The sequence below is a fragment of the Paraburkholderia polaris genome (assembly GCF_012927345.1).
GTDB classification, from domain to species: Bacteria; Pseudomonadota; Gammaproteobacteria; order Burkholderiales; family Burkholderiaceae; genus Paraburkholderia; species Paraburkholderia polaris.
In genome coordinates, this window is the sequence record NZ_JABBGJ010000010.1 from 41,492 (window position 1) to 64,297 (window position 22,806).

21 protein-coding genes and 1 tRNA gene are annotated in these 22,806 nt (G+C 63.0%); 11 read left to right on the forward strand and 11 right to left on the reverse strand.

Annotated elements, in window-relative coordinates; genetic code table 11:
* The first annotated feature begins 51 nt into the window (after nt 1-51).
* From HHL24_RS11010 to HHL24_RS11035, 6 genes are all read left to right on the forward strand, one after another.
* Complete coding sequence (locus HHL24_RS11010) at nt 52-855, forward strand: pyrimidine 5'-nucleotidase (RefSeq protein ID WP_169485523.1); 804 nt, start codon at nt 52-54, stop codon at nt 853-855.
* Nucleotides 822-1,517: a nucleoid occlusion factor SlmA gene (gene slmA, locus HHL24_RS11015; RefSeq protein ID WP_169485524.1), complete on the forward strand. Its 696-nt coding sequence runs from the start codon at nt 822-824 to the stop codon at nt 1,515-1,517. The genes HHL24_RS11010 and slmA overlap by 34 nt, the downstream gene beginning before the upstream one ends.
* A gap of 298 nt (nt 1,518-1,815) precedes the next feature.
* Entirely contained in the window at nt 1,816-2,961 is a 1,146-nt protein-coding gene (gene metX, locus HHL24_RS11020) for a homoserine O-succinyltransferase MetX (RefSeq protein WP_169485525.1), read from the forward strand.
* Nucleotides 2,958-3,566: a methionine biosynthesis protein MetW gene (gene metW / locus HHL24_RS11025; RefSeq protein ID WP_169485526.1), complete on the forward strand. Its 609-nt coding sequence runs from the start codon at nt 2,958-2,960 to the stop codon at nt 3,564-3,566. Before metX ends, metW begins: the two co-directional genes overlap by 4 nt.
* Nucleotides 3,567-3,580: 14 nt before the next feature.
* Complete coding sequence (locus tag HHL24_RS11030; protein ID WP_169485527.1) at nt 3,581-4,990, forward strand: AmpG family muropeptide MFS transporter; 1,410 nt, start codon at nt 3,581-3,583, stop codon at nt 4,988-4,990.
* Nucleotides 4,991-5,013: 23 nt separating this feature from the next.
* A complete protein-coding gene (locus HHL24_RS11035) occupies nt 5,014-6,288 on the forward strand; it encodes a M48 family metallopeptidase (RefSeq protein ID WP_169485528.1) in 1,275 nt (424 codons plus the stop codon).
* Between the two features lie 103 nt (nt 6,289-6,391).
* Here HHL24_RS11035 and HHL24_RS11040 read toward each other — a convergent pair whose 3' ends face one another.
* The 5 genes from HHL24_RS11040 to gatC form a co-directional block, all read right to left on the reverse strand.
* Nucleotides 6,392-7,171 (reverse strand): exodeoxyribonuclease III, encoded by a 780-nt coding sequence (locus HHL24_RS11040; RefSeq protein WP_169485529.1) that lies wholly within the window; start codon nt 7,169-7,171, stop codon nt 6,392-6,394.
* 55 nt (nt 7,172-7,226) lie between these two features.
* Complete coding sequence (locus HHL24_RS11045; protein ID WP_169485530.1) at nt 7,227-8,066, reverse strand: PPK2 family polyphosphate kinase; 840 nt, start codon at nt 8,064-8,066, stop codon at nt 7,227-7,229.
* Nucleotides 8,067-8,199: 133 nt separating this feature from the next.
* The gene (gene gatB, locus HHL24_RS11050; RefSeq protein ID WP_169485531.1) at nt 8,200-9,675 is read right to left on the reverse strand and encodes an Asp-tRNA(Asn)/Glu-tRNA(Gln) amidotransferase subunit GatB; all 1,476 of its coding nucleotides are present in this window, start codon (nt 9,673-9,675) and stop codon (nt 8,200-8,202) included.
* A 5-nt stretch (nt 9,676-9,680) separates the two neighbouring features.
* On the reverse strand, nt 9,681-11,168 hold the full coding sequence (gene gatA / locus HHL24_RS11055) for an Asp-tRNA(Asn)/Glu-tRNA(Gln) amidotransferase subunit GatA (RefSeq protein ID WP_169485532.1): 1,488 nt from the start codon (nt 11,166-11,168) through the stop codon (nt 9,681-9,683).
* Between the two features lie 31 nt (nt 11,169-11,199).
* Nucleotides 11,200-11,499, reverse strand: a complete 300-nt coding sequence (gatC, locus tag HHL24_RS11060) for an Asp-tRNA(Asn)/Glu-tRNA(Gln) amidotransferase subunit GatC (RefSeq protein WP_063494470.1) — start codon at nt 11,497-11,499, stop codon at nt 11,200-11,202.
* Nucleotides 11,500-11,879: 380 nt separating this feature from the next.
* On the opposite strand from gatC, the gene HHL24_RS11065 reads away from it, so the two are divergent.
* The 5 genes from HHL24_RS11065 (at nt 11,880) to rodA (ending at nt 18,362) form a co-directional block, all read left to right on the forward strand.
* The gene (locus HHL24_RS11065; protein ID WP_004189550.1) at nt 11,880-12,923 is read left to right on the forward strand and encodes a rod shape-determining protein; all 1,044 of its coding nucleotides are present in this window, start codon (nt 11,880-11,882) and stop codon (nt 12,921-12,923) included.
* 153 nt (nt 12,924-13,076) lie between these two features.
* Nucleotides 13,077-14,198, forward strand: a complete 1,122-nt coding sequence (mreC, locus tag HHL24_RS11070; RefSeq protein WP_169485533.1) for a rod shape-determining protein MreC — start codon at nt 13,077-13,079, stop codon at nt 14,196-14,198.
* Complete coding sequence (gene mreD, locus HHL24_RS11075; RefSeq protein ID WP_063494468.1) at nt 14,195-14,707, forward strand: rod shape-determining protein MreD; 513 nt, start codon at nt 14,195-14,197, stop codon at nt 14,705-14,707. Before mreC ends, mreD begins: the two co-directional genes overlap by 4 nt.
* A 141-nt stretch (nt 14,708-14,848) precedes the next feature.
* Complete coding sequence (gene mrdA / locus HHL24_RS11080) at nt 14,849-17,203, forward strand: penicillin-binding protein 2 (protein ID WP_169485534.1); 2,355 nt, start codon at nt 14,849-14,851, stop codon at nt 17,201-17,203.
* A gap of 10 nt (nt 17,204-17,213) precedes the next feature.
* Nucleotides 17,214-18,362, forward strand: a complete 1,149-nt coding sequence (gene rodA / locus HHL24_RS11085; protein WP_169485535.1) for a rod shape-determining protein RodA — start codon at nt 17,214-17,216, stop codon at nt 18,360-18,362.
* A gap of 178 nt (nt 18,363-18,540) precedes the next feature.
* On the opposite strand, the gene HHL24_RS11090 is transcribed toward rodA, so the two are convergent.
* From HHL24_RS11090 to HHL24_RS11115, 6 genes are all read right to left on the reverse strand, one after another.
* Nucleotides 18,541-19,245 (reverse strand): tetratricopeptide repeat protein, encoded by a 705-nt coding sequence (locus tag HHL24_RS11090; protein ID WP_169485536.1) that lies wholly within the window; start codon nt 19,243-19,245, stop codon nt 18,541-18,543.
* Nucleotides 19,242-20,024, reverse strand: coding sequence for an HpcH/HpaI aldolase family protein (locus tag HHL24_RS11095; RefSeq protein ID WP_169485537.1), 783 nt, complete (start codon nt 20,022-20,024; stop codon nt 19,242-19,244). The genes HHL24_RS11090 and HHL24_RS11095 overlap by 4 nt, the downstream gene beginning before the upstream one ends.
* Nucleotides 20,025-20,292: 268 nt before the next feature.
* On the reverse strand, nt 20,293-20,736 hold the full coding sequence (gene queD, locus HHL24_RS11100) for a 6-carboxytetrahydropterin synthase QueD (protein WP_093634683.1): 444 nt from the start codon (nt 20,734-20,736) through the stop codon (nt 20,293-20,295).
* A 9-nt stretch (nt 20,737-20,745) separates the two neighbouring features.
* On the reverse strand, nt 20,746-21,378 hold the full coding sequence (queE, locus tag HHL24_RS11105) for a 7-carboxy-7-deazaguanine synthase (RefSeq protein ID WP_169485538.1): 633 nt from the start codon (nt 21,376-21,378) through the stop codon (nt 20,746-20,748).
* 88 nt (nt 21,379-21,466) lie between these two features.
* Nucleotides 21,467-22,198, reverse strand: coding sequence for a 7-cyano-7-deazaguanine synthase QueC (queC, locus tag HHL24_RS11110; protein WP_169485539.1), 732 nt, complete (start codon nt 22,196-22,198; stop codon nt 21,467-21,469).
* Nucleotides 22,199-22,636: 438 nt separating this feature from the next.
* Nucleotides 22,637-22,712: transfer RNA gene (locus HHL24_RS11115), tRNA-Phe, on the reverse strand.
* Nucleotides 22,713-22,806 lie beyond the last annotated feature (94 nt).

The following is a 22,806-nucleotide window of genomic DNA, read 5'->3' on the forward strand; positions in this document are numbered from 1 at the left end:
CCGCGTCCGCTGCGTGATGCGACTGCTCGCGCCTGAACGGCGTCTTTCATCATGCGCACCCCCACTTCCCGACGCCGTCGTCCGCACATCGCAGGCGGCAGTCCGGTCTGGCTGTTCGATCTCGACAACACGCTGCATCACGCCTCGCACGCGATCTTTCCGGCGATCAATCACGGAATGACGCAGTACATCATCGACGCATTGCAGGTCGATATCGACGAAGCCAACCGTCTGCGCACCGGCTACACGCAACGTTACGGCGCGGCGCTGCTCGGTCTGGCCCGCCATCATCCGCTCGACCCGAACGACTTCCTGAAAGTCGTCCACACGTTCCCCGATCTCGGTTCGATGATCCGTCACGAACGCGGTGTCGCGCGGCTCGTCGCGTCGCTGCCCGGTCGCAAGATCGTGCTGACCAATGCGCCCGAGGCCTATGCGCGCGCGGTGCTCGCAGAGTTGCGCATCGAGCGTCTGTTCGAGCAGGTGATTGCCATCGAACATATGCGCGATCGCCGCAGCTGGCGCGCCAAACCTGACCATTCGATGCTGCGCAAGGCAATGCGCGACGCGCACGTCTCGCTCAAAGACGTGATCCTCGTGGAAGACACGCGCTCGCATCTGAAGAACTACCGGCGGCTCGGCATCCGCACCGTGTGGATCACCGGCCATCTGCCGCGCAAACCGCACGCGGACGGCGTGCCGACGCGTCTGCCGGGCACCGGCCGGCCGCACTATGTCGATCGCAGCATTCGTTCGTTAAAATCGCTACGACTGGGCACCCGCTCGGTTCGATTGAAGGGACAGCAGACGGGACGACAGCCATGCAGCCGATCGACAAGCCTGACGAAGCCGTAGCCGAAGACGAACCCACCCCGTCGGCCGCCCCGCGTGCGGCGCGCCTGAAGCCGGGTGAGCGCCGCGTGCACATCCTGCAGACGCTTGCCGCGATGCTGGAGGCGCCGAAGAGCGAGAAGATCACCACAGCGGCACTCGCCGCCCGGCTCGGCGTCTCGGAAGCCGCGCTGTACCGCCATTTCGCCAGCAAGGCGCAAATGTTCGAAGGGCTCATCGAGTTCATCGAGCAGACCATCTTCGGTCTGATCAACCAGATCGCCGACAAAGAAAGCAACGGCGTGCTGCAAGCCCGTGCGATCGCGCTGATGCTGCTCAACTTTCCTGCGAAGAATCCCGGCATGACGCGCGTGCTGACCTGCGAGGCGCTGGTCGGCGAGCATGAACGGCTGACCGAACGCGTCAATCAGATGCTTGAGCGGGTCGAAGCGTCGTTGAAGCAGTGTTTGCGGATGGCTCAAATGGAGGCCAACGCAAGCGCGGCTGAAAACGCAAGCCAGAGCGCAAATGCGCATGCCCTACTGCCCGCCGGCTACGATCCCGCGATCCGCGCGAGCTTGCTGCTGAGCTACATCATTGGTCGCTGGCACCGGTATGTGCGCAGCGGCTTTGCGCGGCCGCCCGCTGAACACGCCGATGCACAACTGCTCCTGATTCTTCAGTAGCCCGCGCGGCACGCGAGGTCGCACAGCGGCGCCCGCGACGCTGTCGCATGAAATTTTCCGCTATACTTTGCGCCTGACTGCGGCTCGTCGAATCACCTGAGACCGCTGTCCAGAGCACCTTGAACACCTATCACGCGCCGATTTGCTGACTCGATTGCGGGCGCGCGAACTGCCGGGAATGTTTCCCGCGGTTCACTATAAATGCGGCTAAAGAGGTCGTCAGCCGCGCACACCGTGTCTCCTCCGTGCCTCGCCGACGCCAATCTAGCCGCCCTGTATTTGTTAAATGGCGGAATGAATGGAATCGATCGGTATCGTCGCTCCCCAAAAAATGCATTTCACCGAGCCGCTGCTCATGCAGAACGGCAGCTCGCTGGCCGGTTACGACCTGATGGTCGAGACCTACGGCACGCTCAATGCCGCGCGCAGCAATGCCGTGCTGGTGTGCCACGCGCTCAACGCGTCGCACCACGTGGCGGGCGTGTACGCGGACAATCCGAAGGACATCGGCTGGTGGGACAACATGGTTGGCCCAGGCAAGCCGCTCGACACCAACAAGTTCTTCGTGATCGGCGTGAACAACCTGGGTTCGTGCTTCGGCTCGACCGGGCCGATGAGCATCGACCCGGCTACGGGCAATCCGTATGGCGCGACCTTTCCTGTCGTCACCGTTGAAGACTGGGTGAACGCGCAGGTGCGCGTCGCCGATGAGTTCGGCATCACGCGCTTCGCGGCGGTGATGGGCGGCAGCCTCGGCGGCATGCAGGCGCTCGCGTGGAGCATGATGTATCCGGAGCGCGTGGGCCATTGCATCGTTGTTGCGTCCACACCGAAGCTGTCCGCGCAGAACATCGCGTTCAACGAGGTGGCGCGCTCTGCGATCCTGTCGGACCCCGACTTCCACGGCGGCAATTACTATGCACACAACGTGAAGCCGAAACGCGGCTTGCGCGTCGCGCGCATGATCGGCCACATCACGTATCTGTCGGACGACGACATGGCCGAGAAATTCGGCCGCTCCTTGCGCCGTGCAGAAGGGGCGGTGGACGCGTACAACTTCAACTTCGACGTCGAATTCGAAGTGGAGTCGTATCTGCGCTACCAGGGTGACAAATTCGCCGACTACTTCGACGCGAACACCTACCTGCTGATCACACGCGCGCTCGACTATTTCGATCCGGCCAAAGCCTTCGACGGCGATCTGACCGCTGCCGTCGCGCACACCACGGCGAAATACCTGATCGCCAGCTTCTCGACCGACTGGCGCTTCGCGCCGGCCCGCTCGCGCGAACTGGTGAAGGCGCTGCTCGACCACAAGCGCACGGTGACCTACGCGGAAATCGACGCGCCGCACGGCCACGACGCCTTCCTGCTCGACGACGCGCGCTATCACAACCTGATGCGCGCCTATTACGAACGTATTGCGAACGAGGTGAACGCATGAACCAGCGAGCACTCGATTACCTGGCGCTGCGCCCGGACTTCCGCGCGATCGCCCGCTGGGTCGAACCGCGCGCCACCGTGCTCGATCTGGGTTGCGGCGACGGCTCGTTGCTGTCGCTGCTGAGCGAAGAACTGGACGTGCAGGGCTACGGCATCGAAATCAACGACGCCGGCGTGCTGGCGTCGACCCAGAACGGCGTCAACGTGATCCAGCAGAACCTGGAAGACGGCCTGCGTCTGTTCGAAGACAGCAGTTTCGATTTCGCGGTTCTGTCGCAGACGCTGCAAACCATCCATCAAACCGCTGCGATCCTGCGCGAGACGGTGCGGGTGGGCAAGGAATGCATCGTTTCGTTCCCGAATTTTGGCTACTGGGCGCATCGGCTGTCCGTGCTGCAAGGCCGCATGCCGGTGTCGAAGTCGCTGCCTTTCCAGTGGCACAACACACCGAACGTGCGGGTGCTGACGATCAAGGATTTCGAGGCGCTGGCGCCGGAAGTCGGTATCGAGATTCTCGACCGCGTGGTGCTGCACGAAGGCCAGGTGGTGCGATGGGGGGTGAACTGGCGTGGTAGTCTTGCGGTCTATCGCGTCAAGAAAAGCTAACACCACTTATCCACATGTCGAACCCGCCGCACGAGGCGCCTGCACTTACCGCTCACGAAGAACATCCCGGCTGGCGCGCGTTTCTGAATACGCGCATGCTGATCTGCGTCTTTCTCGGCTTTACGTCGGGACTGCCGCTGTTCACGCTCGTCTATCTGGTGCAGGCGTGGCTACGCTCCGAAGGCGTCAATCTGAAGGAAATCGGCCTGTTCGCGCTGATTCAGTTCCCGTACACCTGGAAATTCGTCTGGGCGCCGCTGATGGACCGCTACGTGCCGCGTTTGCCGGGCTGGCGTCCGGGCAGACGGCGCGGCTGGATGCTGGTCACGCAGATTCTGGTGGCGGGCGCGATTGCGGCTTTAGGTTTCGTGTCGCCGCGCGACTCGATCTGGACGGTGGCCGCGTTGACAGCGCTGGTCGCGTTCTTCGGCGCGAGTCAGGACATCTCTATCGATGCATACCGGCGCGAGCTGCTGAGCGACACGCAGCAGGGTCTGGGCAATGCGGTGCATGTGAACGCGTACAAGATCGCCGCGCTGGTGCCCGGTTCGCTGGCGCTGATTCTGTCCGACCATTTGCCGTGGACCACCGTTTTCATCGTCACCGCTGCATTCATGCTGCCTGGCATGATCATGACGCTGGTGGTGCGCGAGCCCGAAGTGCACGGCACGCCGCCGAAGAATCTGCGCGAAGCGATCATGCAACCGTTCAGCGAATTTATCCAACGCGACGGCTGGCGTGGTGCGCTCTTCGTGCTCGGCTTCATCTTCCTTTACAAGCTCGGCGACACGATGGCGACCACGCTGTCCACGTCGTTCTTTCTCGACATCGGCTTTTCGCGCACACAGATCGGTGTGATCGCCAAGACCACCGCATTCGGCGCGAGTCTGGCGGGCGGGATCGTCGGCGGGATCTGGCTGATGAGAGTCGGCATCGGCCGCGGGCTCTGGATCTTCGGCGTCCTGCAGATGGTGTCGACGCTCGGCTTCGCATGGCTTGCGCATCTTGGCCCGGCATCGCCTGGTCTTGCCGTAATTTATGACATCGCCGTCTGGCTGAGCCAGGGCACCTCAAAGCTGCTCGCGCTGGTCGGCATCGACTGGACCGTGCAGCTCGATCCGCGCTCAGTCGCGCTGGCATTGGTCTACGGCCTGGAAACCTTCGCGACCGGTCTGACGATGGCGGCCTTCACCGCTTACATCGCCAGCACCACCGATCCGCGTTACACCGCTACGCAGTTCGCACTTTTCACGAGCCTGGCTTCCGTGCCGCGCACCTTGGCATCGGCGGCAAGCGGCTATGTGGTCGCGCAGATCGGCTGGTTCGACTACTTCATTGTGTGTACCGCGCTGGGGCTGCCCGGCATGCTGCTTCTGCTGCGCATCGCGCCCTGGAGAACCCAGTCCTGGAGAACGCGGTCGTGACGGCGCTTCGGTCAAAGCGCCCAATGCACCCGGAATCGGATGCCGCCAGGATTTCTTCGCCCAAGGCCGGCCGCGCGGCGCTGCGTGCGGCGGTGGCGCTCGGTTGCGCGAGCCTGACGTTGGCGGCGCCGTTGAGCGCGTACGCGACCGCTATGCCCGCGGTCGGCACCAGTGCAGCAGCAGCGGCCACCGCAACGCCGGCTCCGACGCCTGCGCCTGCGGCAAAATCGGCGCCGAACACGGCGAGTTCTGAAAACGCGACATCGGCGGCGGCTGGCGCGACCAGTGCCACGAGCGCCGGCAGCGCGCCTGCGGTCGCCACGCCGCCCGCTTCAACGCAGCCGCCACCGGCACCGGTAACGGCCAAAACGCCGGCAGCTACCTCAGCCCCTACCTCGGCGCCGGCAGCGGCCGCAAAAGCGCCTGCCGCAACTTCAACGCCCGCCGCAGCCGCGAGCGCCCCCACGCCGCCCTCTTACAGCGCTCCGAACACACAGTTGCGCTACGGCGGCTATCTCGTGTTTCGCAACCTGATCCCGTCGCCGATGCTCGAGGCGCAAGCCGCCGAAGAGTTCAGCCAGATCACGTACGGCGCAGAGCACGCGAACCGTCTGTATGGCGACACCGACGCCCACGTCACGCGGGTTCGTTCGATCGTCGACAAGCTGATTCCCTACTCGCTGAAGTGGAACGAGCGGGCCAGGAACTGGAAGTGGGATGTGGCGGTGGTGCGCTCGCCCGATATTCGCATGTACTGCCTGCCGGGCGGCAAGATCGTCGTGTATAGCGGCCTGCTCGATCGCGCGCGTCTGAACGACAACGAACTCGGCATGCTGATCGGTCACGAGATCGCACACGCATTGCGCGAGCATGCGCGCGAGCGGCTCGGCGAACTGCAGGCCAGCCAACTCGACTCGTCCGGCACGATCCCGCAGCTATTCGGACTCGCCGATCTGGGCGCGGCGCCGCTCGGCATCGGTTCGCGATTGCTGGAGATGAAGTACGAGAGCACCGACGAAACCGAGGCCGACGTGATCGGCAGCGATATCGCCTCTCGCGCCGGCTTCGATCCGCGCGCGGCAGTCACGCTATGGGACAAGCTGGCCACGGCGACGCGCAGCAATCGCGACCAGGGCTATATTTACGTGCACCCGTACACGCCGGCGCGGCGCCAGGACATCATCAAGCGTTTGCCGGATATGCTGCCGCTCTATGCGAAGGCAATCGGCAAGAGCGTTGATGCGCTACCGGACTATGCCGGCATGGGCCGCCCGCGCCGCAAACCGATCAGCGAGTGAGTTGCGTGGGCCGCGGCGCTTGCGGCTTGCGGCTTGCGGCTTGCGGCTTGCGGCCTCGGGCTCGCCTGTGGCTCGCGCGGTTCCGCTGCAGTTCGGGCCGTGCTTACTTCTTGAGCTTGTGGTCGTAATCGACCGTCAGCGGCGCATGGTCGCTGAACTTGATATCGCGGAACACGTCGGTGCGTTTCGCCTTGCCGGCGATGCCCTGCGTCGCGATCTGATAATCGATCCGCCACCCCACGTTCTTCGCATACGCCTGGCCGCGATTGCTCCACCACGTGTATTGTTCCGGCCGCTGATCGAGCGTGCGGAAAACGTCGACGTAACCGACTTCGTCAAACAGCTTGGTGAGCCACTCGCGCTCTTCCGGCAGGCAGCCTGAATTCTTCTGGTTGCTCTTCCAGTTCTTGATGTCGATCTCTTTGTGGACGATGTTCACGTCGCCGCACACGATCACTTCGCGCTCCTGGGCCAGTTCCGCGAGATGCGGCATGAACTCGTCCATGAACCGGAACTTGGCCTGCTGGCGCTCTTCGCCGCTCGATCCCGACGGCACGTACACCGAAATTACCGACAGCTTGCCGAAGCGCAATTCGACATAGCGCCCTTCCGGATCGAATTCCTCGCTGCCGAACCCGATCACCACTTCATCCGGCTCATGTCGCGTGTACACGCCCGCGCCGCTATAGCCCTTCTTCACCGCATGCTGGAAATAGCCGGTGTAATCGTGCGGCGCCATGAATTCGGGCGTCATATCGTCTTGCGAGCATTTGATTTCCTGCACGCACAGCACGTCGGCTTTCTGTTCGCCGAACCAGTCGAAAAAACCCTTCTTCGCCGCTGAGCGGATGCCGTTCAGGTTGGCGGTAATCACACGCAACATGTTGTTCCTTTTATGTTCAATTCGTTTCTGGAGCAAAAGGGCCGAAAGCACAGCGTCATTCGACCTTGATGCCCTTCAGCGATTCTTTCGCAGGCGGATATTCAAGCTTTAACGCTTCGAACGTGCGCAGCAACAACTCGGCGACCATCACATTGCGATGGGTCTTCGAATCGGCCGGAATCACGTACCACGGCGCGTAGTCGGTCGAAGTCGCGGCCAGCGCGTCGCGGTACGCCACCTGATATTTGTCCCATTGCTTGCGGGCTTCGAGATCGGCGACGTCGAATTTCCAGTGCTTGCTCGGATCGTCGATGCGCGCTTGCAGACGCTCACGCTGCTCATCTTTTGAAATGTGCAGCATGCATTTGATGATGGTGGTGCCGCTGTATGCCAGCAGTTCTTCGAACTGGCGAATCTGGCAACAGCGTCGCTCGAATGCTTCGGCGTGCAGATTGCCGAGCACGGCCGGCACCAGCAGATCTTCGTAATGGCTGCGGTTGAAGATAGTCAGTTCACCGGCAGCGGGCGCCTGTGCATGCACGCGCCAGAGAAAATCGTGCGCCAGTTCGACAGGCGTCGGCGCCTTGAACGGCACGATGCGCAAACCGAGCGGATCGACTTCATGAAACACCGCGCGGATCGTGCCGTCCTTGCCACTCGTATCCATGCCCTGCAGCACCAGCAACACCCGGCGCTTCTGCTGCGCGTGCAGGCACTCCTGCAGTGTGTCGAGCTTCGCGCCGATCTCCGACAATCGCGCCCGGTCGGAGTCTTTCGAACCGGTCGAAAAAGGCTTCGTGGCCGGGTCGAAAGTGTCGAGCGAGAATTTGCTGTTCTTCTTGCCGTCGTCAAAATACGGCACGCGGAAATCGTCGAGTTCGGGTTGCTTCGCCATTCACACACTCCGTGATCTGCGTTCAGCGGTACATAAAGCGGGCCCGCAAAATGAAACGGGCCGTTGCCCCACTTTCGTTTCCGGCAACAGCCCGTGATGGCCGGCACACTCGCGCCGGCCACATTGCTTCAACTCAGGACAGCTTCTTCTTCAGCAGTTCGTTCACCTGCGCCGGATTGGCCTTGCCTTTGGTGGCCTTCATCGCCTGCCCGATCAGTGCGTTGAACGCCTTTTCCTTGCCGGCGCGGAATTCCTCAACCGACTTCTGGTTCGCGGCAAGCACTTCGTCGATGATCGCTTCCAGCGCGCCGGTGTCCGAAATCTGCTTCAAACCCTTCGCTTCGATGATGCGATCGGCGGCGGCTTCGTCGGCGGCTTTCTCTTCCCAGATCGCGAGGAAAATTTCCTTGGCGATCTTGTTCGAGATCGTGCCGTCGGCGATACGTTGCAGCAGCAGCGCGAGTTGCGCTGACGACACCGGGCTCTCTGCGATGTCCAGGCCTTCGCGATTCAGTTGCGACGACACTTCGCCCATCAACCAGTTAGCGGCGACCTTCGCGTTCGCCGGGCCGACCTTGAGAACGACCGCTTCGTAGTACGCAGCCATGGCCTTGCTCGACGTCATCACGTTCGCGTCGTACGGCGTGAGGCCGTATTGCGTGACGAAGCGCTGTTGAATCGCCACCGGCAGTTCCGGCATTTCGCTCTTCACGCGCTCGACCCACGCCGCGTCGATCACGAGCGGCATCAGATCGGGATCGGGGAAATAGCGGTAGTCGTGCGCGTCTTCCTTGCTGCGCATCGAACGCGTTTCGCGCTTGTCCGGATCGTACAGACGCGTTTCCTGCACCACCGTGCCGCCGTCTTCGATCAATTCGATCTGACGGCGCACTTCGTACTGGATCGCTTCTTCGAGGAAGCGGAACGAGTTCAGGTTCTTGATCTCGGCACGCGTGCCGAATTCTGCCTGACCGACCGGGCGCACCGATACGTTCGCGTCGCAACGGAACGAGCCTTCCTGCATATTGCCGTCGCAAATGCCGAGCCATGTGACCAGCGTGTGCAGCGTCTTGGCGTACGCGACCGCTTCCGCCGCGCTGCGCATTTCCGGCTCGGTGACGATTTCGAGCAGCGGCGTACCGGCGCGATTCAGGTCGATGCCGGTCATGCCCGCGAAATCTTCGTGCAGCGATTTGCCCGCGTCTTCTTCGAGGTGAGCGCGCGTCAGGTTGACGACCTTCTCGTACGCTTCCTTGCCCGCCTTTTCGTTAGCCGGGACTTGAATCGTGACCTGGCCGCCCTGCACGACGGGGATTTCGTACTGGCTGATCTGATAGCCCTTCGGCAGATCAGGGTAGAAATAATTCTTACGCGCGAAGATGCTGCGCGGCGCGATTGTCGAGCCGATTGCGAGGCCAAGCTGAATCGCGCGCTCAACGGCGCCGCGGTTCATCACCGGCAGCGTGCCGGGCAAGGCCAGATCGACGGGGCAGGCCTGCGTGTTCGGTGCAGCGCCGAATTGCGTGGCGGCGCCCGAGAAAATCTTCGATTGGGTCGACAGTTGCGCGTGGGTCTCCAGACCGATCACGACTTCCCATTGCTTGGTCATGGTGCTCACACTCCTGCCGGCGCTTTACGGTGCCAGTCGGTCGCGCGCTGGAACGCGTCGGCCACTTGCAGCATCCGGGCTTCATTGAAATAGTTGCCGATGATCTGCAGACCCACCGGACGCTGCGCATTCGCGCCCGCGCCGAAGCCGCACGGCACGCTCATGCCCGGCAAACCGGCGAGGCTCACCGACAACGTGTAGATGTCGGCCAGATACATCTGCACCGGATCGTCGCCCTTCGCACCCAGGTCCCACGCCACCGACGGCGCGACCGGCCCCATGATCACGTCGCACTGCTTGAACGCTTCCTGGAAGTCCTGCGCGATGATGCGGCGGATTTTTTGCGCCTGCAGGTAGTACGCGTCGTAGTAGCCATGCGACAGCACATAGGCGCCCACCAGAATGCGGCGCTTCACTTCCGGACCGAAGCCTTCGGCACGCGACTTCTTGTACATGTCGAGCAGATCGCGGTATTCCGCCGCGCGATGGCCGAAGCGCACGCCGTCAAAGCGCGACAGGTTCGACGACGCTTCCGCCGGTGCGATCACGTAGTACACCGGGATCGACAGCTCGGTTTTCGGCAGCGAGACTTCCACCAGCGTCGCGCCCAACGCTTCGTATTGCTTCAAGGCGGCGTCGATCGAGGCGCGCACGTCCTCGGCCAGGCCTGCGCCGAAATACTCTTTCGGCAGGCCGATGCGCAGGCCGGCGAGCGGTTTGTCCACGCTGTCGTCTTTCCACGTCTTGCCGATGTAGCGCGTGAAGTCTTCGTGCTCGCGCGTGAGGCTGGTCGAATCGCGCTCGTCGAAACCGGCCATGGCGTTGAGCAAGGTTGCGCAATCCGCGGCTGTTTGGGCCATCGGACCGCCCTGATCCAGCGACGACGCGAACGCGATCATGCCGTAACGCGAGACGCGGCCGTACGTCGGCTTGATGCCGGTGATGCCGGAGAACGACGCCGGCTGACGAATCGAGCCGCCTGTATCCGTGCCGGTGGCAGCAGGCGCGAGGCGCGCCGCGACCGCAGCCGCCGAGCCGCCCGATGAACCGCCCGGCACAGCCTTACGATCCCACGGATTCTGCACGGGGCCAAAGTACGAATTCTCGTTGGACGAGCCCATCGCGAACTCGTCCATATTGGTCTTGCCCACGCACACCATGCCGGCGTTCTGCAGACGCGCGACCACCGTCGCGTCGAACGGACTTTCGTAGTTCGACAGCATCTTCGAGCCGGCCGTGGAGCGCCAGCCCTTGGTGACGAACACGTCCTTATGCGCGATCGGCAGGCCGACCAGCGGGCCGGCATGGCCGGTGTGAAGCAGCGCGTCGGCCGCTTTCGCCTGCGCGAGCGTCAGGTCGGCGTCGACCTGAATGAAGGCGTTCAGGCTATTGGCCGCGTCGATCCGCTTCAGATACAGCTGCGCCAGTTCGACTGCGGAGCATTCCTTGGCCGCCAGTGCGGCGCGCAGTTCGGTCAAGCTTTTTTCATGCATTGCGTTTTATCCTGGGCTTTATTCGCGGGTCTTACTCGATCACTTTCGGCACGAGGTACAGGCCGTCCTGGACGGCCGGCGCCGGGCGCTGGAAAGCTTCACGGTCGACCGTTTCGGTCACCGCGTCGTCACGCAGACGCAGCGCGACGTCTTCGATCTGCTCGATCGGATGGGCAAGCGGAGCGATGCCGGTGGTATCGACCGCCTGCATTTGCTCGACAAGGCCGAAGAAATCGTTGAGCTGGGCAAGCGTGTGCTCAGCGTCGGCGTCAGCCAGTTCGAGCCGCGCAAGGTGCGCGATGCGTTTAACATCGGTCAGGGTCAGAGCCATGCAGTCACCGGAAAATGTGGTGGACCGCCGCAGCGGGGGAAAAACGATGCTGCGACAGCGGGTTACGACACTGGAGGAAGACCTCGAAAAAGGGGCCAGCGGCGGCGAAAAGTGCCGTCCGTTTCCTTCAAAACATCCAAAATTATAAGGTATCATTACGCGTTCGACCCAAACCCGGACCGACTTACCAAGGCCTTTCTGAACAATTCCCAAAGATAGTTCGGATTTTTCTGACTTGGCCTTGCACCGGCCTCCGGTAGACTCCCTCGCAGCTTCAAGTTCCTGTGGCGCCGCGTCCGCCCGGTTGAAGCTGTTATTTTTTCCGCTGCCGCCCTGCGCATATGTTGCGAGGGCCGGCCCTAAGCGAGACAGGATTTTGAATGTTCGGTTTTCTGCGCAGCTACTTCTCCAACGATCTGGCGATTGACCTTGGCACTGCCAACACGCTCATTTACATGCGTGGCAAGGGTATCGTTCTTGATGAGCCGTCGGTGGTCTCGATCCGCCAGGAAGGCGGTCCCAACGGCAAAAAAACCATTCAGGCAGTCGGTAAAGAAGCCAAACAGATGCTTGGTAAGGTGCCGGGCAACATCGAGGCGATCCGCCCGATGAAAGACGGCGTGATCGCCGACTTCACCGTCACCGAACAGATGATCAAGCAGTTCATCAAAACTGCTCACGAATCGCGTATGTTCTCGCCGTCGCCGCGCATCATCATCTGCGTGCCGTGCGGTTCGACCCAGGTCGAGCGTCGCGCCATTAAAGAAGCCGCACACGGTGCAGGCGCTTCGCAGGTTTACCTCATTGAAGAACCCATGGCAGCGGCAATTGGCGCAGGCCTGCCGGTGTCGGAAGCAACCGGCTCGATGGTCGTCGACATCGGCGGCGGCACGACCGAAGTCGGCGTGATCTCGCTCGGCGGCATCGTGTACAAGGGGTCGGTGCGCGTCGGCGGCGACAAGTTCGACGAAGCCATCGTCAACTACATCCGCCGCAATTACGGCATGCTGATCGGCGAGCAAACCGCAGAAGCCATCAAGAAAGAAATCGGCTCCGCGTTCCCGGGTTCCGAAGTCAAGGAAATGGAAGTGAAGGGCCGCAATCTGTCGGAAGGCATTCCGCGCAGCTTCACGATCTCCAGCAACGAAATTCTCGAAGCCCTCACCGATCCGCTGAACCAGATCGTGTCGTCGGTGAAGATCGCGCTCGAACAAACGCCGCCGGAACTGGGCGCCGACATCGCCGAGCGCGGCATGATGCTCACGGGCGGTGGCGCATTGCTGCGCGATCTGGACCGCCTGCTCGCCGAAGAAACCGGCCTGCCGGTGCTCGTCGCCGAAGACCCGCTCACCTGCGTCGTGCGCGGCTCGGGCATGGCGCTCGAACGCATGGACAAGCTGGGCAGCATCTTCTCGTACGAGTAAGCGAGCCCGTCTCCATGTCAGTAGCGCGGATCAGGCAAACGGCCCCTTGCGGGCCGGTTTGCCGTTGGCTGGGCCTGCCAGCCTCCGCGCGCTGAACGCGCGTTCCTCGCGCGCCGCCGTCTCACCCAACCGCTCACGCCCCCGGCGCCGACCATGGAATACAGTCCGCCGCCCCTGTTCAAGCAAGGCCCGTCCGCCCTCGCACGACTGGTGTTTTTCGTCGTGCTGGCGCTCGCCCTGTTGATCTCCGACGCACGCTTCAAAACGCTCGAAATCGTTCGCGGCGTGCTCGGCGCGGGTCTTTATCCGTTGCAACGCGCAGCCCTCGTGCCGCGCGACGTCTTCATGGGCGCCGCCGACCTGGCGGTGACCAGCGCCACATTGCGCAGCGAAAACGACAAGCTGCGCACCAAAGATCTTCAGCTCTCGCAGCAAGCCAATACGGCTGCCGAACTGGCCGCCGAAAACACCCATTTGCGCGCGCTGCTGCAACTCTCGCAGCGCTCGGCCACGCAATCGCTGCCTGCTGAAGTCCAGTACGACACACGCGATCCGTTCACGCAGAAGGTCGTGATCGGCCGCGGCGCCCAGCAAGGCGTCCAGGACGGTTCGCCGGTCGTCAACGAAGACGGCGTGATCGGTCAGGTGACGCGCGTGTTCCCGCTGCAAGCGGAAGTGACGCTGCTCACCGACAAGGATCAGGCGGTGCCCGTGCAGATCGTGCGCACCGGCTTGCGCAGCGTGATTTACGGCACGCCGAAGGGCGATACGCTCGATCTGCGCTTCGTGCCGATCAGCGCCGACGTACAAACGGGCGACGAACTCGTCACCAGTGGGCTCGACGGCGTTTATCCGCCCGGGCTGCCGGTCGCCAAGGTCGTGCGGGTCGACAAGCAGGCCGATACGGCGTTCGCGCGCGTGATCTGCTTGCCGGTTGCTCCCGTGCGCGGCGCGCGTCAGTTGCTGGTGCTGCACTATCTGAACAACGTGCCGCCGCGTCCGGCGGAAGAGCCCGATGCGGCCACGGCCGCCAAGGACGCGAAGGCGAAGAAGGGCGGCAAGCCTGCGGACAGCAAGGCCGCGACGGATAAAGCCGCTGCGAAGCCTGCCGAAAAGCCGGCCGCTGCTGCCAAGCCCGCCGAAAAACCGTCGACCAAGCCCACCGAGAAAGCGCCTGCCAAGACCGCCGCCACGGAGAAGAAAGCCGTCGCCGAGAAGAAAGCGGCCGCTGATCGGAGCGCGAAGCCACAAGCCACGCCGGGGGCCCAGCCATGAACCGTCCCCAATACATCCTGCAGCCGGTCAATCCGTACTTCATCGCGTTCAGCCTCGCTGCGGCCTTTTTGCTAAACCTGATGCCGTGGGGACGCCTCGCCGGCGTGCCGGACTTCGTGGCGCTCGTGCTGCTGTTCTGGAACGTGCACCAGCCGCGCAAAGTCGGCATGGGCATCGCGTTCTTTCTCGGCTTGCTAATGGACGTGCACAACGCCAGCCTGCTCGGCGAGCACGCGCTGGCGTATACGTTGTTGTCGTATGGCGCGATTACGATCCATCGCCGGGTGCTGTGGATGTCGCTCGGCGTGCAGACTTTCGCGGTGATGCCGCTGCTGGTCGTCGCGCAACTGGTGCCGTTCGTGATCCGTCTGCTGACGGGCGCGGCGTTTCCGGGCTGGGGTTACCTGATCGACGGCTTCGTCGAAGCCGCGCTGTGGCCGGTCGCCAGCGTGCTGCTGCTGATGCCGCAGCGCCGCCCGGCCGATCCGGACGATACGCGGCCGATTTAAACACGTATCGAGCACGCCGGCCGTTCCCCTGGACCCCAGGTACCCGACCCGCTCGACGCGCATCGCTGTTCATGCCTCCCGGTTCCGGCCGGTTTGGGCGCACACTCATGATGGCCGTCACGCGGCCTTTTGCAGAATCGCATGACCGAATTCAAGGACACTCAGCAACAGCTCTCGAAATTCCGCCTGCGCGTCGCGGCGGCGGGCGTGTTCGTGTTCGTCTGCTTCGGGCTGATCGGCTTCCGTTTCCTGGTCCTGCAGGTCTGGCATTACAGTAAGTACTCGCTGCAAGCCGACGAAAACCGCATTTCGGTCGCCCCGATCGTGCCGAACCGAGGCATCATCACCGACCGCAACGGCGTGGTGCTGGCCAAGAACTATTCGGCGTACACGCTCGAAATCACACCGTCGAAGCTGAACGACACGCTCGAAAACGTGATCGACAACCTGGCCACTGTGGTCTCGATCGACGCACGCGACCGGCGCCGCTTCAAGAAGCTGCAGGAAGACTCGAAGAACTTCGAAAGCCTGCCGATCCGCACCCGCCTCACCGACGACGAAGTCGCGCGCTTCACCGCGCAACGCTTCCGCTTTCCGGGCGTGGAAGTGCGCGCACGCCTGTTCCGCCAATATCCGCTCGGACCGACCGCTGCACACGTGATCGGCTACATCGGCCGGATTTCGCAGCGCGATCAGGACCGCATCGACGACGCCAGCGATCAGAACGACAGCGATCCGGACCACTACGATCCGCGCCTCGACGCGAACAACTACAAGGGCACCGACTACATCGGCAAGATCGGCGTCGAGCAGAGCTATGAGACGGAACTGCACGGCCAGACCGGTTTTGAGGAAGTCGAAGTAACCGCCGGTGGCCGGCCCGTGCGCACGCTGTCGCGCACCCAGGCCACGCCGGGCAATAACCTCGAACTGTCGATCGACATCGGCCTGCAGCAGGTCGCCGAGCAGGCCTTCGCCGGCCGCCGCGGGGCACTGGTCGCGATCGAACCGGCAACCGGCGACGTACTGGCGTTCGTGTCGGCGCCGAGCTTCGATCCGAATTCGTTTGTTGACGGCATCGATCAGCAGACCTGGGACGACCTCAATAACTCACCCGACCATCCGCTCCTGAACCGCCCGCTGCACGGCACCTATCCGCCGGGCTCGACCTACAAGCCGTTCATGGCGCTCGCCGCGCTCACGCTGCACAAGCGCACGCCGGGTTGGGGCTTCCAGGATCCGGGCTCGTACACGTTCGGCGGCCATACGTTCCGCAACGACGTGCGCTCGGGTCAAGGCTGGGTCGACATGAACCGTGCGATCGTGGTGTCGAACGACACGTATTTCTACATGCTCGCGCACGACCTCGGCGTCAACAACATCGCCAATTTCATGAAGCCGTGGGGCTTCGGCCAGATCACCGGCATCGACATTTCGGGCGAAGCGCGCGGCATCCTGCCGTCGACGGAATGGAAGCGCAAGGCATACCGCAAGCCCGAACAGCAGCGCTGGTATGAAGGCGAAACGATCAGTCTGGGCATCGGCCAGGGCTACAACTCGTTCACCATTCTGCAACTCGCCCACGCCACGGCCACGCTCGCGAACAACGGCGTCGTGATGAAGCCGCACCTCGTGCGCGACATCGAAAATCCGATTACGAAAGATACGCGCCCGGTCGTGCGCGATCCGAGCGACAAGATCGCCGTGAAGCAATCGGACATCGACATCATCAAGCGCGCGATGGAAGGCGTCGTGACCAACGGTACGGCGTCGAAGCTGTTCATCGGCGCACCGTATCAGGCGGCCGGAAAGACGGGTACGGCGCAGGTCTACTCGCTGCAAGGCGCAAACTACAAAGGCCACGCGATCGCCGAACATCTGCGCGACCACGCGCTGTTCATCGCGTTCGCGCCTGCCGAACAGCCAAAGATCGCGATTGCATTGATCGTCGAAAACGGGGGTTGGGGCGCGGAAGCGGCGGGCCCGATCGCGCGCCGTGTGCTCGATTACTACTTGGTCGGCAAAAACAAGCCCGGCGCTGAAGCGGCGGCTGTCGCGGCAGCGGCCTCGGCGACGCAGGATGCGTCCGCGCCTGAAGTGGGTGGCGCGCCGGCGCCACAGGACACGGCGCAGCCGGTCAAGGTCGCCGCGGGCTTCACGGCACTGCCGATGCCCGGCGCCGCTTCGGCCGCGGCGGCAGCTTCCGCTGCTGCGGCTGCATCGGCGCCGGCCGCTGCATCAGCGGCTGCGGCTACGGCTCCGGCTCCGGCATCAGCGGCTACGACGGCTGCTCCCGCATCTGGGGCGTCGGCGGCCGTCTCCGCGGCGGCATCCGCATCTGCCGCGGCAAAGAAATCAGCGCCGCATAAATCCGGCGTCCCGCACAAACCCCGCCCGAGCAGCGAGCCGGTGCCGACCGCCGCCGCTCCGTCGCGGGATGACAGCATTCAGTCTACTTCGCCACGCCAGCCGGTCTCCGGCGGCATCGACGAGTAAGGAGAAAGGCATGCAATTCGACAAGCGCGCCTGGCTCGACCGCATCAAGCGGATGTTCCTGGGCTTCGACCGGCCGCTCGCCCTGATCGTGTTTCTGCTGCTGTGCGTCGGCATCGTCACGCTGTACAGCGCGACGCTGGACATGCCCGGCCGGGTGGAAGACCAACTGCGCAACATCATGTTGACGTTCGTGCTGATGTGGGCGCTGGCCAATGTGCCACCCACCACGCTGATGCGCTTCGCGGTCCCGCTCTATACGTTCGGGATCGCGTTACTGGTTGCGGTAGCGCTGTTCGGCCTCACGCGTAAGGGCGCCAAGCGCTGGATCAACGTCGGCGTGGTAATCCAGCCGTCGGAGATTCTGAAGATCGCCACCCCGCTGATGCTCGCCTGGTACTACCAGCGCCGCGAAGGCGTCATGCGCTGGTACGACTTTCTGGTCGGCTTCCTGATCCTGATTGTCCCGGTCGGTTTGATCGCCAAGCAGCCCGACCTTGGCACCGCCGTGCTGGTGTTCGCGGCCGGCTTCTTCGTGATTTACTTCGCGGGACTGAGTTTCAAGCTGATCGTGCCGGTGCTGATTGCCGGCGTGATCGCGGTCGCTTCGATCGCGGCGTTCCAGGACAAGATCTGTCAGCCGGACGTGCAGTGGCCGCTGATGCACGATTATCAGAAGCATCGTATCTGTACGCTGCTCGACCCGACGTCCGATCCGCTCGGCAAGGGTTTCCATACGATTCAAGCGGTGATTGCAATCGGCTCGGGCGGCCCGCTCGGCAAGGGCTGGCTCAAGGGTACCCAGGCGCATCTGGAATTTATCCCCGAGAAGCACACCGACTTCATCTTCGCCGTGTTCTCTGAGGAGTTCGGGCTGGCAGGCGGGATCGTGTTGCTCACGCTTTATATGCTGCTGATCGCGCGCGGGCTGTTTATCGCGGCCAATGGTGCGACGCTGTTTGGGCGGCTGCTGGCTGGATCGCTAACGATGGCGTTCTTCACCTACGCGTTCGTCAACATCGGCATGGTGAGCGGGATCTTGCCAGTGGTGGGCGTGCCGTTGCCATTCATGAGCTACGGCGGCACCGCGCTGACTACGCTGGGGGTCGCGATCGGCCTCATCATGAATGTCGCGCGGCAAAAGCGGTTGATGCAGAGTTAGCGCGGGGCAGCGCTTAGGGCGTAGGGCTCAAGGCGCAGACCGCGGAGCAGAGGGCAGCAGAAGCGAAGGATGCAGGGCCAATGAGGCAAAGGTAAAGTCAAAGCAGGCCACAGAAGGCCCAATGAACAAAAGGGGCGCACCGTCGGGAGCGCCCCTTTTTCATTTACTGCGGTCTGATTTACTGCGGCTTCACTTCCTTCTGATCCCGCAGCTGCGCGCTCAGTTGCTGATACTTGAGCTTCGCCGCCGGATCGCCCTGTGCCGCTGCCGCCGCGTAATAGGCGCGCGCCACGTTCAGGTTCTTGTCCACGCCGTCGCCACCGCGCTCATAGAACGAGCCGGTCACGTACTGCGCGGTCATGTCGCCGCCTTGCGCGGCCTTCTTGTACCAGACGAAGGCCTGCTTGTTATCGCGCTCGGTGCCACGGCCATCGAGGAACTGATTGGCGAGCGCGAGTTCCGCCTGCACATGCCCCTGCTGCGCAGCCTTCAGGAACCACCGATGCGCCTCGACCGGATCACGCCCGACGAACTCACCGTCGTCGTACATCTTGCCGTACACGTACTGCGCGTGCGACATGTTGGCGTCGGCGGCTTTGCGCAGCCACTTCTTGCCTTCGTCGACATTGGCTGTGGTGCCTTCGCCGTTGAGCAGCATCATCGCGTAGTTAAACTCGGCAAGCCGGCTGCCGCGCTCCGCCGCTTTACGGAACTCGGCAAGCGCCGCGCCCAGATTGCCGGCGTTGTAATCGGCGACCGCGGTTTGCGTCTCCGGATCGTTCGACTTCGCGACGCGGTTGTCCTGCGCATACGCCGTCACATTCGCCACCAACGCCGCTGTGACCGCCAGACGCATCGCGACGCACTGCACCATCCCCTTCATGTCCTCACCTCCTGCAACGCCTGGCGGGTCGCGCGCAACATCCACATGACGTCGGCGGCCAGGGCGATAAAACGAAAACCGGCATCGCGATGCTGCTTTGCACTCGCGACGTCCATAGCAAAAATTCCCACGGCGATACCGGCCTTGTCGGCGGCGCTGACAATGCGCGCCATCGCTGCCTGCACGTCGGCATGCTTCGAATCGCCGAGGTGACCGAGGCTCGCGGCGAGATCGGCCGGTCCGACGAACAGGCAATCGACGCCCGGCGTCGCCGCAATCTTCTCCACCTCCTGCAAGCCGCGCGCCGACTCGATCTGCACAATGGTCGCGATCTGCGCGTTGGCGGTCTGCACGTAATCGCGCCGCATGCCGTACGCAGCCGCCCGCACCGCGCCGGCGACGCCGCGCTGACCGTCGAGCGCATCCGCGGTCGGATACTGCGTCAAACGCACGGCGTGTGCCGCCTCTTCCGCGGTTTCGATATTCGGGAACATGAGTGTGCGCGCGCCCGCGTCCAGTACGCGCTTGACGAGCCACGGCTCGCTGGCAGGCACGCGCACGACCGGCTCGCTCGGCAGATGCGCGGCGGCGATCGCGCGCAATTGCGACGTGACGTCGCCGCTATCGTTCGGTGCATGCTCCATGTCGATCAGGAGCCAGTCGAAACCGGCGTGCGCGAGCGCCTCGGCTGCCGCATCGCTGCCGAGCGAAAGCCACAGGCCGAACAGCGGATCGGCTTCTCTCAGACGTTGCTTGAGGGGATTCGTGAAGGTGCTCATTGCCGCGCTCCCTGGCGATGGGACATATCGCCTGAAGCACGGGTGAGGATGCTGGCGTGGCGGAATAGACCAACGCGTGGGCCGTGACGGCCTGAATGCCTGCTGCGACGCAATGCGGTGACCGGCATGTCTCGCTCCGTGTGGTTATCGGAGCGATCATACCGTGACAATAACGCGGGGGTTGAGACGCGCAAGGGCGTCGCGCAGACGGTGCAGCGACGGCGCCGCGCAGTACGGCGCGTCGCGCCGTCCACGCGCCAGGCGGCTGTTAGTCGCGAACGACGTCGGCCCAGCAGTTCGGCGTCTCGAACAGACGCACCTTATGCAGTCGCAGATTCACGCCGTAATGCGCGTCATAGACGTTCGCGAGAATATCGAACGCGACGGCAGCGAGATTTTCAACGGTCGGAATGCGATCGAGCACGACGGTCTTGTGCCCCGCCATGGTTTCCAGAAAACCGCGCACCTGCGTATCGCCTTCGTAGACGAGGAACGCATGGTCCCACTTGTCGACCAGATGCTCGACCGCGAGCGACTTCACGTCGGCGAAGTCCATCACCATGCCGCGATCCGGCGCGCCTTCGGTGTCGACCAGGTCGCCTTGCAGCGTAATTTCGAGCACATAGCGATGGCCGTGCAGATTACGGCACTGGCTGCGGTGATCGGGGATGCGGTGGCCCGCGTCGAATTCGAGTTTTCGTGTAATCGTCAGCACGGCAAATCAGGGAATGTTCAGATACTTGTGGGTCTGCATCGACAGGCGCCATTGCGGATGGCGTTTGCACCAGTCGATCGCGAGCTTGGTGTTGAGATCGCGCGACGGGCCGTCCATCGGCTGGACGAGGAAATACTCGAAGTCGAGCTCCGCATACTCGGACAAACGCTGGTTGTCCTGCGGAATCACGACCTTCAGTTCGTTGCCCTTAGTGACGACGAGCGGCGCGTCGGCCTTCGGGCTCACGCAGATCCAGTCGATCGTCTCGAGCACCGGCAGCGAGCCGTTGGTTTCGATAGCGATTTCGAAACCGGCAGCATGCAGCGCGTCAACGAACGGCTGGTCGATCTGCAGCATCGGTTCGCCGCCGGTGCAGACCACGAAACGCTCGCCCTCACCTTCGGGCCATTGCGACGCGATCATCTGCACCAGCTCATCGGCGGTGCGGTACTTACCGCCGTTCTCGCCGTCAGTCCCGACGAAGTCAGTATCGCAGAAGCGGCACACAGCCTCCGCACGATCTTCTTCGCGGCCCGACCACAAATTGCAGCCGGCGAACCGGCAGAACACGGCCGGACGCCCGGCATTCGCGCCCTCGCCCTGCAATGTGTAGAAGATTTCCTTGACCGCGTAAGTCATGCTGCTTTCTGCCTTGTGTTCCTGAAAATAATTGCCCGCGCTGCGCACCGTTCGCACGGTGCGCTAGCCTAAAAACGCCGTGAGACCGTCAGACCGGCTCGGTCACCTTCTCGCCAGCCAGGTACGCTTCATAACCCCGCTTGCGCAAGCGGCACGCCGGGCATTCGCCACAGCCGAAGCCCCATGCGTGTAACTCGGCGCGCTCCCCAACATAGCAGGTATGCGTTTCGATACGCACCAGTTCGACCAGTTCGTCGCCGCCCAGCTCATGCGCGAGACGCCACGTATCGGCCTTGTCGAGCCACATTAGCGGCGTTTCGAGCAGGAAGCGCGTGTCCATGCCGAGGTTCAGCGCAACCTGCAATGCCTTCATCGTGTCGTCTCGGCAATCGGGGTAGCCCGAGAAGTCCGTCTCGCACATGCCGCCGACCAGCACCTGCAAACCACGCCGATACGCGATGGCCGCAGCGATCGTCATGAACATCAGATTGCGCCCCGGTACGAACGTATTCGGTAACCCGTTCGCCGTGGCGTGGATCTCGATCTCGCGCGTCATCGCGGTATCGCTGATCGAGCCGAGCACCGACAGGTCGATCATGTGATCTTCGCCGAGGCGGTCGGCCCACGCCGGAAAAGCGCGCACCACAGCGTTACGAAACCCTTCGCGGCATTCGAGTTCGACTCGGTGCCGCTGGCCATAATCGAAGCCCAGCGTCTCGACCGTTTCATAACGTTCGAGCGCCCAGGCGAGGCACGTGGCGGAATCCTGGCCGCCGGAAAACAGCACCAGAGCGCTACGTTTAGCGTCTTTGCGGATCACCGTGAAACTCCGTGAATGATGAGTGCCACGTCGCGCTGCGCGAGGTGCGCCATGCAAGCAACGCGGCGCGACGCGTGCCGGCACTGCTGCCGGCCCAAAGCAGTATAGGCCGCGCCTCCCGCATGCAGAGTCGCTGGGCGCTTATACCGTTAATCGTCGGGCGAAGGGTTCGGCGCCTGTTGCGGCCTTGCCGTGTTGCGGCAGAGTGCGCAAAAGGCCCAGCTTCAGGATACGAAAAGACGTGTTTGGTGCGGTGGCGCGCCAGTGACGCGCTCGCATGCAAGTCCTTGAACTGGCGCGATTTTATCACGCGACGCCCAATGCCGCCGAGCACGCCCGCCGTAGAGGCAAGCAAGCCATGCCGCCACGAATGCCCGTCAATAAAGGGGCAAAAAAGGAAAAGCCCCAGGAATCTTGCGATTTCCTGGGGCTGAATCCTGGTGGCCTGGGACGGAATCGAACCATCGACACGCGGATTTTCAATCCGCTGCTCTACCAACTGAGCTACCGGGCCAACGAAGAACGAAATCATATCAAAGGGTCAGCAGCACGGCAAGCCCCTTCTCGAAAAAATCTGCCGCGCCCAACCTGCGCGTAGGGCGCGGCCG